The organism is Nitratireductor sp. ATLC21, assembly GCF_057196525.1.
In genome coordinates this window covers 862,347-876,370 of the sequence record NZ_JBXUOU010000002.1, presented here as the reverse complement: position 1 = coordinate 876,370, position 14,024 = coordinate 862,347, and the positions used below count along the sequence as shown (strand labels likewise).

The window sequence follows — 14,024 nt, the reverse complement described above, 5'->3', positions numbered from 1 at the left end:
ATACCGCCTGCCTCGCGTCAAACGGAGTAAACCCGTGAAAGTGAACCACCCGGCTCTGGTCTGTCCGCAAACCTGCGTTCATGCTGACACGTCCAACTGGCAATCCAGCCGCGTTCCCTGCTTTGGTTGAGCCGAGCGCATACAACGTCTGATCCGGGGTGACCAGCCCCTATGGACGTCTGCGGCAGAACAATCCCCGCAGAAGCGCGCCGGTCCCCCGACGCAGCCGCTGTCTTTCTTCTGTTGGGAGAGCGGCACTGTGGCCGGCAGGAAGCACCTCAGTCACACATCGCGCGAAGCGCTGCCACATCCCTGATCTCGACCGTGCGCGTGTTCACCAGGCGCACGAGCCCCCTGGAGCGGAATTTTGAGAAGGTCCGCGATACGGTCTCGATCGTGAGGCCGAGATAATCACCGATGTCCGTGCGGGACATGGGCAGTTGCACTGCGCCGGCGCTGTTCTGGCGTTCCATCATGTCGAGCAGAAAGGCGGCAACGCGCTCGGCAGCATTCTGCCGACCGATCACCAGCAGGTGCTCTTGCGCCCGTACCAGTGCTGCCAGAGCCGCCGCGAGTGTCTGGCGCCAGTTCGTTTCCCCGGCCGGCTGCCGAAAAACGCGGATGCCGGCATGCCCGACCGCCTCGGCAAAGAAGTGATGCTGACCATCAGCTTCGAAACCAAAGACCTCGCCGGCCACATGAAAGGCACTGATCTGACGCCGCCCGTCGGCGAGAAGCCGGTAAAGGCGAACCGCGCCGAACTCGACCTGATAGAGCGCAGTGGCTTGTTCGCCCTGGGCATAGATCTCCTCATTCGCATCGTAGAAGACGACCTGATGAGGTTGATCCGGCGAGAAGGATACGAAGCTCCCCCTGCGTGTCTCGGCATGATGCTGACCAGCGCCAAAAGGAGAATTGAGCGTTGGTGCTGTCGCGGCCTGTGCAAGCATGAGTGCCTCCTTGGTGGGAGGCCCATATGTGCCGCGTTCGCCGGCCGCACGAAATTCGGTTTTTCCCCTACGGGAATCTACGTAGCGCCTGGTTTTCCTTGTGGGCTGTCGTGTCCAGAAGCGCCCGAACCGCGTTCACGACGGCGCTGCCAAGAAGCGGTTTTTCGATCGTACGGATGTGTTCGGCCTGAGGCATTTCCTCAAGCGTGTCCGCAAGCAGAAGCACGGGGCCTTTCTCCTCCGACAAATGCGCCACAGGGATGGCTGCTGCCGCCAGAGTGTCATGATCCACGATCATGCAGTTCGCTTTTCGCCGCAAGAGGCGGGCATCTTCGAAACTGCTTGGCACGACCACGTCGAACCCCTCCGCTTCAAGCATGAAACGCAGCGACAGGCGAAAGGCGGTATCAGGCGCCACCACGAGAATCATTCCAGGCACGTCCGGCATCTCCTCACTGCCGGGAGAATGCGTGTCATCCGCCACGGCAGCACCCACTGTGGACCATCGCCCACTCCAGCGCATTGCGCTGGATCAAAATGCCGCACGAAGGAGACGCATCTCAGCGTGCTGCATTGTCTGCCAGAAGCGCCATCCGGACCAGCTCGGGAAGGTTCCGGGCCTGCATCTTGGTCATCACGTTGGCCCGATGCACTTCAACTGTACGCGGTGAAATGTCGAGTTCGAAAGCAATCGTCTTATTCGGCAGCCCGGCGACAATGCGATGCATGACCTGCTGCTCACGCTCGGTCAGCAGCGAGACCCGCTCTCGGACGATACTTGCATCCGCATCAGCCTGTGGTCTCGTTTCCAACTGCTGGATGGCGCGTGAAACGGCGTCCAGAAGAACCTCATCGGAGAAGGGCTTTTCAATGAAGTCCAATGCGCCGGCCTTCATGGCTTCGACCGCCATCGGCACATCTCCGTGACCTGTAATGACGATGGTAGGCAGGAGATTTCCCTCCTGGACGAGCTGACGCAGCAATTCGACGCCGCTCATATCCGGCATTCGCAGATCGGTGATCAGGCACGCATTGCGAAGTCCGGATGCGGCCTGCAAAAATGCACTCGCCGAGTCATGCACCCTTGCCACATGCCCCGACATGGTGAGCAGAAAGGCAAGTGATTTGCGAACCGGTTCCTCGTCGTCGACAATGTGGATGACCACGTCTTCAGGCATTGTGCATTTCCTGTTCTTCCAAAGCCGGCAGTGTGAAACGGAACCTGCTTCCCGCGGTGGAACTCTTCATCAGTCTCAACGTGCCGCCATGGGCTTCAGCAATTCTCTTCGATATCGCAAGGCCGACCCCCATACCGCCCCGTTTTGAAGAAACGAACGGTTTGAAGAGATTTTCGGCAATATCACCCGGCACGCCGGAGCCCGTGTCCGACACGTCGATGTCGATCGAGCCGGAACCATCGGACGTCACAGAGACCGTGAGCTCGCGCTGCTCGCTCTCACGCATGGCTTCCATCGCGTTCCGCATCAGATTGATCAGGATCTGCTGGACCTGAACCCGGTCCACAAAAACACTCCCGATATCGGGTTCGAAGTTGAATACCGTTCGAATGCCCAGTTCACGCGACCCCATCAGCGCCAGCGCTGCGGCCTCCTCCACGAGATCCTGCAGGTTTTCGGCTTGCTTTTCGCTTTCCCCGCGCGACACGAATTCACGCAGATGGCGGATAATCTGCCCTGCGCGTAACGATTGCTTTGTGGTTTCTTCAAGGGCGTCGCGCATACGCTCAGCGACGGGATGATCGAGATCGTTGAGAAGACGCCTGCACCCCTGAACGTAGTTCGAGACCGCTGAGAGCGGTTGATTCAGCTCATGCGCGAGCGTCGACGCCATTTCGCCCAGTTCGTTCAGCCTCGCAAGACGGGCGAGCTCGGCCTGAACCTGTTCCATTTTTGCCTCGGTCTCGGCCCGTTCCGTCAGATCGCGGATGAAGCCGGTGAAATAGGTATGCCCCCCGCTTTGCATCTCCCCCACAGCAAGCTTCATGGGAAAGGTGGAACCATCTTTCCGGCGCCCCACCACCACCCGATCAATACCAATGATGCGTCGCTCGCCCGTGCGTTTGTATCGCTCGATGTATCCGTCGTGCTGCCCTTGATACGGTTCGGGCATCAACATGCTTACGTTCCGTCCGCGTGCTTCCTCCTCAGAATAGCCAAACTGGCGAACCGCAGCGCGGTTGAACGCGACCATGATGCCCTTGTCGTCGATCACCACCGTTGCATCCGGCACTGTGTCGAGAATGGAACTGAGATGCGCATCCCGCGCGGCCAGTTGCCGGCGCACCTGTCTGCTTGCATCCTGGGCGCTGAAATAGGCGCCGCCAACATGGGCGAGCAACACGAGAAACGCGACAAGCGCGGCAAAGACCGGCATCGATACAGGCAGTGAGGTCAAAGCGCCGATTAAAGCGATGACCCCGGCAATGAGCGCCACAGCCACCAGGCCGGCGGCCCGACCGCCGAAGATCGCGGCATAGAGTGCGGTCAGGGACGCAAGGAAAAGAATCCACGTGCTGCCAAAAACCGTGTCCAGCCAGAGCCGTGCAACGAATAGAGCAACGCTGCCCCCCACGGCGATAGCGTAACCCGTATGGCCGGCGCGCCGCGCCGGGTCGGTCAGATTAAATTCAGGACTCACGTTCGCCCCTCGCCCGCCGCGTCTCGATCCACGCATTATTTCCATAGGCGGGTCATCCCGCAAGTGACGTGCTGACGCGGACGTCAGATGGCACCGCCGGAGCCGGAGTTTGATCCAGCGCAAAGACAATTGCGCTGAGGCACGCCAGATTGGATTGATCAAAGAGGATCTTGGACATGACGCGCATTTCTGGGAACATCGAACCCCGTGCGAAACTTATGGGCAAGATGATGGATCGTTGTGATGTTGATATCCAACATCTCGCCAAGGATCGGTTGGGGCTTACGCTGGCTTCTGCGATCCGGTCGTGCCGGCTTTGCAGCAACGCGACTTCATGTGAAACATGGCTGGCCGCAACGGCCGGAGAAATAACCCATAGGCCCCCGGCGTTCTGCCCCAATGCCAGAATATTTGCAGCGATGTCACAGGCTGACGGGGATAAAAGCGCCCGTTAACCCTCCACCAGACATGCCAACTGTTGGCTGCGCAGGCTGTGCTCCCCTCCCTTGGTTGAGCAATGTCATTGCTGCAGGATTTGCTGCAGCGTATCCACCGAGAAAAGAAAGCTTCACAGGCGTGTGGTGGGCCGGGCGGATGCTGCCCCCTGGTCCGCCCGGCCGCCGCCATGTGGCTGCTGCCGATCAGGCTGCAGCACCATCTGCCGTGAAACATGACGGCAGACATGACGGCAATTTTGGAAGTTGCATATGCAGCAAAGCGAGTTCGCGCTTCCACGCACTGCATAGCGCGCTGTCGAGACAAAAATTTTGCGCTGGCGCAAAAATCCAAAAATAAAACAGTGAGGTCAACGCGCTACACATCACACCGCCACCGAGTGACGCGCTCCACCCCGTTTCAGATACTGATCGAAGAGCGCTGCCGTCGAGCGGACCAGCGGTCGCGCCTCCTCCTCAACGATAAAAACACCATCGTTTTCCCTCAGACCCGATGCGATCCCCCGTTCACGCACCAGCGTCCGGGCCTCGGCGACGATCCTTTGCCCGCAGGCGCCGAAACGGTGCACGGCTTCATTGCCCGAAAACGCGAAATCGCACATCAGCCGCTCGATCACCCAGGCGCGGGCGTGATCCTCGTCGCTGAGCGCAATGCCGCGAACGGTCGCCAGATTGCCTTCGCGCGCCATCCGCTCATACTGCGTGGTCGCCGGCATGTTTTGGGCATAGCCCTGCGGCAGCCGTGAAACCGAGGAAGGACCAAGACCGATCAGCGTGCGGCACGCATCCTCGGTATACCCCTGAAAGTTCCGGAAGAGCCGCCCTTGCCGCGCGGCCACCGCCAGCGGATCGTCCGGCTTTGCGAAGTGGTCAATCCCAATCGCCTGATAGCCCGCTTCCCGAATGATGCGCGCTGTCTCCTGCTGCTGCTCGAAGCGCTCCTCAGGCCCAGGCAGCCATGCCTCATCGATCATGGTCTGGTGCTTCTTGAACCACGGCACATGCGCATAGCCGAAAAGCGCGATCCGGTCCGGTGAAAGCGTCAGCGCCTGGCGGATCGTAACGGCGACGCTCTCGCATGTCTGGTGCGGCAGCCCGTAGAGCAGGTCGAGATTGACCGACCGCACGCCCCGCGCCCGCACGCCATCCACCACCGCTTTTGTCTGTTCAAATGTTTGTTCGCGGTTGATCGCCTTCTGGACCCGTGGGTCGAAGTCCTGAACGCCGAGACTTGCCCGTGTCATGCCGATTTCGGCGAGCGCATCGAAGCGCGCCTCGTCCATGTCGTTGGGGTCGAGTTCCACGCTGATTTCGGCATCATTGGCGAAATGGAATGCACGCTTCAGTGCCGCTCCCAGCCGAACGATGTCATCCGCACGCAGCATGGTCGGCGAGCCGCCACCGAAATGGAGCGCACGGACACGCCCGCGCCCCTTCAGGATGTCACCCACCGTGCGGATCTCGCAGAAAAGCGCATCGAGAAAGGCAGCGACAGGCTCATAGCGGCGCGTCATCTTGGTGTGGCAGGCGCAGAACCAGCACAGCCGGTCGCAGAACGGGATGTGCACATAGAGCGAAAGAGCCTCTTCCTCACCCGTCTCGCCCAGCCAGCCACGAAAGGTTTCGCCGGTCACGCCCGCATGAAAATGCGGCGCCGTGGGATAGCTCGTATAGCGTGGCACCGCCTCCGCATAGCGGGCGGCAGCCCCCGTTTCGCTGATCTGTTCTCCTGCGCGCTGCATCGCAATCATCCCCTGATGTCCGAAAAGCGTCTTTCCACGCAGCCGCGCCGTTGGCTTTGACGCAGATCAAGGCGCCGCCGCCCCCATTGCCCGAAGTGTGACGCGTGAGAATCGGGGAACGGATTCCCGCAAGCTTTTTGAACTGGGGAAACAGCAATGAGATTTGGCACCGAGATCGTACTGGTCAGCCTGGCTGCGTTTGCAGCGCTGGCCGCTGCGGGTCTGGCGCAGGATTCAGCCTTTCAGGCCCATATGTGGGTTCTGTTCTTTGTCCTGCTCGGATCGGCGATCGTATTGATGCGCAACACGAGCTTTGCGCCCGCCGGCGCAGCATCAATCCCGCTCAGACGGGATACGGATGGCTATATGGATGGCCCGGTGCGCTATGGCGTCATCGCCACGACCATCTGGGGCATTGTCGGATTTCTGGTCGGCGTGCTGGTGGCACTGCAGCTCGCCTACCCCGACCTCAACATCGAGCCCTGGTTCAATTTCGGCCGTACGCGCCCGCTGCACACATCGGCGGTGATCTTTGCTTTCGGCGGCAATGCGCTTATCGCCACATCCTTCTATGTGGTGCAGCGCACCTGCCGGGCCCGCCTCTTCGGCGGCAATCTCGCCTGGTTCGTGTTCTGGGGTTATCAGCTCTTCATCGTCATGGCGGCAACCGGCTATCTGCTCGGCATCACCCAGAGCCGTGAATATGCAGAGCCCGAATGGTATGTGGACCTGTTCCTCACCATCGTCTGGGTCGCCTATCTCATCGTCTTCCTGGGCACGATCTTCAGGCGCAAGGAGCCACATATCTATGTGGCCAACTGGTTCTACCTGTCGTTCATCGTGACCATCGCCATGCTGCATGTGGTGAATAACCTGGCAGTGCCGGTCTCGCCCTTCGGTTCCAAGAGCTATTCGCTTTTCGCCGGCGTGCAGGATGCGCTGACGCAATGGTGGTACGGCCACAATGCGGTGGGCTTTTTCCTCACCGCCGGCTTTCTGGGCATGATGTACTACTTCATCCCCAAGCAGGCCAACCGCCCGGTCTATTCCTACCGCCTGTCGATCATCCACTTCTGGGCGCTGATCTTCCTCTATATCTGGGCCGGCCCGCACCATCTCCACTACACCGCCCTGCCCGACTGGGCACAGACGCTGGGCATGGTGTTCTCCATCATGCTGTGGATGCCCTCCTGGGGCGGCATGATCAACGGCCTGATGACGCTTTCGGGCGCCTGGGACAAGCTGCGCACCGATCCGATCATCCGCATGATGGTTCTGGCCGTCGCCTTCTACGGCATGTCCACTTTCGAGGGCCCCCTGATGTCGGTCAAGGCGGTCAACTCGCTGTCGCACTACACGGACTGGACCATCGGCCATGTGCATTCGGGCGCACTCGGCTGGGTCGGCATGATCACCTTCGGCGCGCTCTACTACCTCGTTCCGAAGCTGTGGAACCGCGAGCGGCTTTATTCGCTACGGCTCGTCACTTGGCACTTCTGGCTCGCAACCCTCGGCATCGTCGTCTACGCGGCGGTCATGTGGGTGTCGGGCATCCAGCAGGGTCTGATGTGGCGCGAATACGACGATCAGGGTTTCCTGGTCTACTCGTTCGCCGAAACCGTGGCCGCCATGCACCCCTACTATGTGGTGCGGGCGCTGGGCGGCGTGCTCTTCCTGCTTGGTGGCCTCGTCATGGCCTACAATCTGGCCATGACCATCCTTGGCCATGAGCGCAAGGAAGCGCCAATCGGCGGCGCCGTCGCCCAACCCGCCCCTTCCCTTCAAAGTGCCGGTTAAGGAGCCCTGACGATGGCATTGCTGGACAAACACAAGATCATCGAGAAGAACGCCACGCTTCTTCTGGTCGGATCGTTCCTGGTGGTGACAATCGGCGGCATCGTCGAGATCGTGCCCCTCTTCTATCTGGAGAACACGATCGAGAAGGTGGAGGGCATGCGCCCTTATTCACCGCTGGAGCTGGCCGGTCGCAACATCTACATCCGCGAGGGCTGCTACACCTGCCACAGCCAGATGATCCGCCCCTTCCGCGATGAGGTGGAGCGCTACGGCAATTACAGCCTCGCCGCCGAATCCATGTACGATCATCCCTTCCAGTGGGGGTCGAAGCGCACGGGGCCGGATCTCGCCCGTGTCGGCGCCCGCTACTCCAACGAATGGCATGTGGATCACCTGATCGAGCCGCGCTCCGTGGTGCCGGAATCGATCATGCCCAGCTACGCGTTCCTCAAGGACACGCCGCTGGAGATCAACGATTTCTCCACGGAGCTGATCGCCAATCTGCGTGTCGGCGTGCCCTACACGGAAGACATGATCGCCAACGCCAATGCGGATATTCGCGCCCAGGCCGACCCCAACGCGGACACGTCCGGTCTCGAAGAACGCTATCCCAAGGCGGTGCTCGGCGATTTCGACGGCAACCCCGATGCGCTCACCGAAATGGATGCGCTGGTCGCCTATCTGCAGATGCTCGGCACGCTGGTCGATTTCTCGACCTATGACGAAGCCGCCGGCTATCGCTGAGGAGGAAAGATCATGGAAGCCTATACCGCGCTCCGCCAGTTCGCCGATAGCTGGGGCCTTCTCTTCATGGCCCTCTTCTTTGTCGGCACGGTTCTTTTTGCCTTCCGCCCCGGAAGCAGGAAGAGCGCCGAGGAAGCTGCCCGCATCCCGCTGAAGGACGATTGAGATGAGTGAGAAAGAACATATCGACGAGGTCTCCGGCGTCTCGACCACCGGCCATGAGTGGGACGGAATCAGGGAACTCGACAATCCCATGCCCCGCTGGTGGGTGTGGACCTTCTACGCCACCATCGTCTGGTCCATAGGCTACACGATCGCCTATCCGGCATGGCCGCTCATCAGCGACGCCACCAAGGGCGTTCTGGGTTATTCGAGCCGGCAGGAACTTACCACCACCATGGAGGCCGTTTCTGCTGAGCAGGCGGATTTGCGCGCAGCCATCGCCGAAAAGCCGCTGAATGAAATCCTCGCCGACGAAACGCTGCGCCGTTTTGCCACCGCAGCCGGCGACGCCGCCTTCAAGGTCAACTGCTCGCAGTGCCATGGGTCCGGTGCGCAGGGCTCTGCCGGTTATCCCAACCTCAACGACGACGACTGGCTGTGGGGCGGCGACATCGAGGCGATCCATCACACCATCGCGCACGGGGTGCGCTTCGATGGGGACGACGACACGCGCTTTGGCGAAATGCCGGCCTTCGGCGACATTCTGAGCCGTGAGGAGATCCGTCAGGTGTCGGCCCATGTGATCTCCTTCACCGGAACACCGTCCGACCCGGCTCTGGCCAAAGCCGGTGCGCAGGTTTACGCCGACAATTGCGCCTCCTGCCATGGCGATGCCGGTCAAGGCGACGTCACCTTCGGCGCGCCGAACCTTGCCGATGCGATCTGGCTCTACGGTTCCAGCGAAGCCGAGATCGCCGCACAGGTGCGCCAGCCCAGACATGGCGTCATGCCGGCATGGCAGGAGCGGCTTGGTGATCCAACGGTCAAACAGCTTTCGGTCTACGTCTATTCGCTCGGCGGCGGCGAGTAGACACACACCCACAGCGAATCCCGGCCAAACAGGCCGGGGTTCGGCCTCCCAACCTCCCGCTTTGATCGGGATCAATGCCCGAGATGTTTCCGGCGACTAGACAGTACGCTCACAGAGTAGTTTGCGAGCCGCCGAAATGACACTTGCCACCGAAACCGCAGCCAGCAACACCGCCTCGGGAGATGCAGTCGAGCGCATCGACGCCGAAGCGGTAAACACCGCCGGCAAACGCCAGCCGCTCTACGCTCCGCGCAAGAAAATCTTCCCGAAACGCGCTTCCGGACAGTTCCGCCGCTTCAAATGGCTGATCATGTTCGTCACGCTCGGCATCTACTATCTGACACCATGGCTGCGCTGGGATCGCGGCCCCTATGCGCCAGACCAGGCGGTTTTGATCGATCTCGCCAACCGGCGGTTCTATTTCTTTTTTATCGAAATCTGGCCGCAGGAATTTTTCTACATTGCCGGTCTGCTCGTCATGGCCGGCATCGGCCTCTTTCTCATCACATCCACGGTGGGCCGGGCATGGTGCGGCTATACCTGCCCGCAGACCGTCTGGGTCGATCTCTTCCTCGTGGTCGAGCGCGCCATCGAAGGCGACCGCAATGCCCGCATCAAGCTCGATGCCGCGCCGCTCACCGCCAGCAAGCTCGCCAAACGAACCGCAAAACACCTGATCTGGGTGCTTATCGCCGTGGCAACCGGCGGCGCCTGGGTCTTCTATTTCGCCGACGCGCCATCGCTTCTCGTCGATATCGCAACCGCTCAGGCTGCGCCCGTCGCCTACATGACCATCGCGGTGCTGACCGCAACCACCTATCTCTTCGGCGGCCTCATGCGCGAGCAGGTCTGCACCTATATGTGCCCGTGGCCGCGCATTCAGGCTGCCATGCTGGACGAGAATTCCCTCACCGTCACCTACAATGACTGGCGCGGCGAGCCCCGCTCACGCCATGCCAAGAAGGCGGCCGCCGAGGGCAGAACCGTGGGCGACTGCGTGGACTGCAATGCCTGCGTCGCCGTCTGCCCCATGGGCATCGACATCCGCGACGGCCAGCAGCTCGAATGCATCACCTGCGCGCTGTGCATCGATGCCTGCGACGGCGTGATGGACAAGCTCGGGCGCGAGCGCGGTCTCATCTCCTACGCCACGCTTTCCGACTACAACGCCAATATGGCGCTGGCGACAGCCGGCGGCACGGAGACCATCAATCCCGACCGCGTGCGCCGGGAGGGCGGCGGGCTCTCCGATAAGGTCGCGCATTTCCACTGGCGCAAGATCTTTCGCCTGCGCACCTTCGTCTATTTCGGTGCGTGGTCGCTCGTTGGCCTCGTCATGCTCTATGCCCTGCTGACGCGCGACCGGCTGGAGGTCAACGTGCTCCACGACCGCAATCCGCAATATGTGCTTCTGTCGGATGGCTCGGTGCGCAATGGCTATACGGTCAAGCTGTTGAACATGATCCCGGAACCACGCGTCATCCTCGTGTCGCTCGAAGGCCTCACCGGCGCAACCATGAATGTGGTCGGGCTCGACCAGCCGAACGACCGTTCTGCAGCCGTGCCTGTCGATCCGGATCGTCTGCGCGAGGTGCGCATCTTCGTCACCCTGCCGGCAGACCGGCTGAGCGAGGCAGACACCTCATTCCGCTTCGTCGTCGAAGACAAGGCGAGTTTCGAAAGCGATGTCTACAGGGCAAGCTTCAACATCCCGGAGGGTTCACGATGAGCGGCAAAGTGCAGAAACAGAAGGAGTTCACCGGCTGGCACATGCTTGCCATCATGGTCGCCTTCTTCGGGGTCATCATCACGGTCAACCTGACCATGGCCTTCTACGCACAGTCGAGCTGGACCGGCCTGATCGTGAAAAACACCTATGTGGCGAGCCAGAGCTTCAATGAGCGCGCGGAAGAAGGCCGCAAGCAGGCAGCGCTCGGCTGGAAGGGTGAGCTTTCCGTCGACGGAGAAGCGATCACCTATCGCCTGCTGGATGCGAGCGGCGACCCGATCCCGCTCGACAGCGTCACGATGGTCATGCACCGTCCTGTCACTGCCGACGAAGACGTTACCCTTCAAATGCAACGTCGTCCCGATGGCGGCTTCGGCGTCGATCACGGCCCCGGCGACGGCACCTGGGTCATCAACATCGCTGCAGAAGCGGGCCTCGCCCATCCCTATCGCGATGTGCGACGCATCACCATTGCCGGCGGAGAACTCAGATGAGCTGCTGTGCCCCCGGCACCGAAATGGCGCTGGAAGCCGAACAGGCCCGTGAAGCCGGTCCGCGCGCCGAAGAACTCGTACTCGCAAGCCGCTCTGTCGGAGACGGGCTGAAACAGACCGATCTTTCGGTTCCCGGCGTTCATTGTGGCGCGTGCATTCAGACAATCGAATCCGCCCTCGGCAGGCTCGACGGCGTGGCAGGTGCGCGCGTCAACCTTTCCACCAAGCGCGTCAGCGTGAAGTGGCGCGAGGGGGCGCTGCCGCCCATCATCGACACGCTGAACCGACTTGGCTACGCCGCCCACCTTTTCGACGGTGTCGAGACCGGCAGAGATCCGGTTCTCTCCCAGCTCATCCGCGCCGTGGCGATCTCCGGCTTCGCCGCCGGCAACATCATGCTTCTTTCCGTGTCTGTTTGGTCGGGGGCGGAACAGGCGACGCGCGATCTCTTTCACTGGCTTTCCGCGCTGATCGCCCTGCCCGCGCTGGTGTTTGCCGGTGGCATCTTCTACCGCTCGGCCCTCAATGCGCTCCGCCACGGACGCATGAACATGGATGTGCCCATCGCCCTTGGCATCTCGCTGGCCTACGGGCTCAGCCTCTACGAGACCGTCAACAGCGGCCAGCACGCCTATTTCGATGCCTCCGTTTCGCTCCTCTTCTTTCTGCTGATCGGCCGTACGCTCGATCACGTGATGCGCGAGCGCGCGCGCACCGCCGTCAAGGGGCTCGCCCGCCTGGCGCCGCGCGGCGCGCTGGTCATTGCCGAGGACGGCGGGCGCGATTATCTCCCCTTGCCGGAAGTCGCGCCCGGCATGAAGCTGGTGGTCGCCGCTGGTGAGCGCGTGCCCGTTGACGGCATCGTCATGAGCGGTGTGTCCGAACTCGACTGCTCCATGGCCACCGGCGAAAGCGCACCGCAGCCGGTGAAACCCGGCAGCGATCTACGCGCCGGCATGCTCAATCTCACCCAGCCGCTCATCGTTGAGGCAACCGCCACCGCCGACACCTCCTTCCTCGCCGAGATGATGCGCCTGATGGAGGCGGCAGAAGGCGGGCGGGCGCGCTATCGCCGCCTGGCGGACCGCGCCTCCGCACTTTATTCGCCCGTGGTTCACGCCACCGCCTTCCTCACCTTTTTGGGCTGGATGGCGGCAAGTGGCGACTGGCACCGCGCCATCACCATCGCCATTGCCGTGCTCATCATCACCTGCCCCTGCGCGCTCGGCCTTGCCGTTCCCATCGTTCAGGTGGTTGCCGCGCGGCAGCTTTTTGAAAACGGCATCATGGTCAAGGATGGCGCGGCGATGGAACGCCTCGCCGAGATCGACACTGCCGTCTTCGACAAGACCGGGACGCTGACGCTCGGCATCCCCGAGCTGCGCAATGCGGACGAGATAACGCCGGATGCATTGTCAACCGCCGCCGCCCTTGCCGCGCATTCCCGTCACCCCTTCTCGCGCGCCATCCTGCGCGCTGCCGGTTCGCTGCGGGCGACGGATACGTTCGACAGTGTTGAGGAAATGCCGGGCCTCGGCATCGAAGCCCGCGCGGGCGCGACCATCTGGCGGCTTGGCCGCGCGGGGTGGTCGCTCGGCAGCCCGAATGCGCATGAGAATCACGCGGGCGGAACGGTCCTTTCCCGCAATGGCGAGGAACGCGCCACGTTCCGGTTCGAAGACCGGCTTCGCCCCGGGGCGAAGGAGGCAATTTCTCACCTGAAAGAAAACGGCGTCGCCGTGGAAATCATCTCCGGTGACAGCGCCGAACAGGTGAGTGACATCGCTGCCAGTCTGGGTGTCGAGCGTTTTCAGGCAAGTGTCCTTCCCGGCGACAAGCTTGAGCGCATGCGTGCGCTCGCCTCCGATGGCCGCAAGGTTCTGATGGTCGGCGACGGGCTGAACGACGCCCCCGCCCTCGCTGCCGCGCATGTGTCCATGGCGCCTGCCACGGCGGCAGACATTGGCCGCAATGCCGCCGATTTCGTTTTCCTGCGCGAAACCATGCTGGCCGTGCCGCTCGCCCGCAACGTGTCGCGCCGCGCCGGTCGTCTGATCCGCCAGAACTTCGGCCTCGCCATTGCCTACAATGTTCTGGCCGTGCCGATCGCCGTTCTCGGCCATGTCACGCCGCTGGTGGCGGCCATCGCCATGTCGCTCTCTTCGCTGATCGTCATCGGCAACGCGCTGCGCCTGCGCGCTGGCAGTCGTCACCGTATGACCGGGCAATCCCTGGTCGAGGCAACACAATGACCAATCTCGTGGTGCTGATCCCGATAGCGCTTCTTCTGGGAGCCGCCGGCCTCGCCGCCTTCCTCTGGTCGCTCAAGAGCGGCCAGTATGACGATCTCGATGGTGCCGCCGAGCGCATCCTCTTCGAAGACGAGCCACCGCGTCAGCGAGAAGACAATCGCTGAGCCTCT

At 61.8% G+C, this 14,024-nt stretch carries 14 protein-coding genes; 9 read left to right on the top strand and 5 right to left on the bottom strand.

Translation table 11 applies throughout. The features are described 5' to 3' along the window. Positions 1-278 precede the first annotated feature (278 nt). The 4 genes from AC2CHD_RS11780 to AC2CHD_RS11765 form a co-directional block, all read right to left on the bottom strand. Entirely contained in the window at positions 279-950 is a 672-nt protein-coding gene (locus AC2CHD_RS11780) for a helix-turn-helix domain-containing protein (RefSeq protein ID WP_484553833.1), read from the bottom strand. A 67-nt stretch (positions 951-1,017) separates the two neighbouring features. Continuing rightward, entirely contained in the window at positions 1,018-1,380 is a 363-nt protein-coding gene (locus AC2CHD_RS11775) for an ANTAR domain-containing protein (RefSeq protein ID WP_484554237.1), read from the bottom strand. A gap of 130 nt (positions 1,381-1,510) precedes the next feature. Continuing rightward, positions 1,511-2,128, bottom strand: coding sequence for a response regulator FixJ (fixJ, locus tag AC2CHD_RS11770; protein ID WP_229447752.1), 618 nt, complete (start codon positions 2,126-2,128; stop codon positions 1,511-1,513). Further along, positions 2,121-3,608, bottom strand: coding sequence for a two-component system sensor histidine kinase NtrB (locus AC2CHD_RS11765; RefSeq protein WP_484553832.1), 1,488 nt, complete (start codon positions 3,606-3,608; stop codon positions 2,121-2,123). The genes fixJ and AC2CHD_RS11765 overlap by 8 nt, the downstream gene beginning before the upstream one ends. A gap of 176 nt (positions 3,609-3,784) precedes the next feature. Between AC2CHD_RS11765 and AC2CHD_RS11760 the strand changes: the two genes are divergently transcribed. Next, a complete protein-coding gene (locus AC2CHD_RS11760; RefSeq protein WP_255663331.1) occupies positions 3,785-4,063 on the top strand; it encodes a DUF6455 family protein in 279 nt (92 codons plus the stop codon). A gap of 365 nt (positions 4,064-4,428) precedes the next feature. Here AC2CHD_RS11760 and hemN read toward each other — a convergent pair whose 3' ends face one another. Then, a complete protein-coding gene (gene hemN / locus AC2CHD_RS11755) occupies positions 4,429-5,805 on the bottom strand; it encodes an oxygen-independent coproporphyrinogen III oxidase (RefSeq protein WP_484553831.1) in 1,377 nt (458 codons plus the stop codon). Positions 5,806-5,961: 156 nt separating this feature from the next. Between hemN and ccoN the strand changes: the two genes are divergently transcribed. From ccoN to ccoS, 8 genes are all read left to right on the top strand, one after another. After that, complete coding sequence (ccoN, locus tag AC2CHD_RS11750) at positions 5,962-7,602, top strand: cytochrome-c oxidase, cbb3-type subunit I (RefSeq protein ID WP_484553830.1); 1,641 nt, start codon at positions 5,962-5,964, stop codon at positions 7,600-7,602. A gap of 12 nt (positions 7,603-7,614) precedes the next feature. Further along, positions 7,615-8,346 carry a cytochrome-c oxidase, cbb3-type subunit II gene (gene ccoO, locus AC2CHD_RS11745; RefSeq protein WP_025030523.1) on the top strand — a complete coding sequence of 244 codons (732 nt, stop codon included), beginning with the start codon at positions 7,615-7,617 and terminating at the stop codon, positions 8,344-8,346. Between the two features lie 12 nt (positions 8,347-8,358). Beyond that, on the top strand, positions 8,359-8,511 hold the full coding sequence (locus AC2CHD_RS11740; RefSeq protein ID WP_065816232.1) for a CcoQ/FixQ family Cbb3-type cytochrome c oxidase assembly chaperone: 153 nt from the start codon (positions 8,359-8,361) through the stop codon (positions 8,509-8,511). A 1-nt stretch (position 8,512) separates the two neighbouring features. Continuing rightward, a complete protein-coding gene (gene ccoP / locus AC2CHD_RS11735) occupies positions 8,513-9,379 on the top strand; it encodes a cytochrome-c oxidase, cbb3-type subunit III (RefSeq protein ID WP_484553829.1) in 867 nt (288 codons plus the stop codon). Between the two features lie 136 nt (positions 9,380-9,515). Next, positions 9,516-11,108: a cytochrome c oxidase accessory protein CcoG gene (gene ccoG / locus AC2CHD_RS11730; protein ID WP_484553828.1), complete on the top strand. Its 1,593-nt coding sequence runs from the start codon at positions 9,516-9,518 to the stop codon at positions 11,106-11,108. Next, on the top strand, positions 11,105-11,602 hold the full coding sequence (locus tag AC2CHD_RS11725) for a FixH family protein (RefSeq protein ID WP_484553827.1): 498 nt from the start codon (positions 11,105-11,107) through the stop codon (positions 11,600-11,602). The genes ccoG and AC2CHD_RS11725 overlap by 4 nt, the downstream gene beginning before the upstream one ends. Next, on the top strand, positions 11,599-13,854 hold the full coding sequence (locus AC2CHD_RS11720) for a cation-translocating P-type ATPase (RefSeq protein ID WP_484553826.1): 2,256 nt from the start codon (positions 11,599-11,601) through the stop codon (positions 13,852-13,854). The genes AC2CHD_RS11725 and AC2CHD_RS11720 overlap by 4 nt, the downstream gene beginning before the upstream one ends. Then, positions 13,851-14,018: a cbb3-type cytochrome oxidase assembly protein CcoS gene (gene ccoS, locus AC2CHD_RS11715; protein ID WP_484553825.1), complete on the top strand. Its 168-nt coding sequence runs from the start codon at positions 13,851-13,853 to the stop codon at positions 14,016-14,018. The genes AC2CHD_RS11720 and ccoS overlap by 4 nt, the downstream gene beginning before the upstream one ends. Positions 14,019-14,024 lie beyond the last annotated feature (6 nt).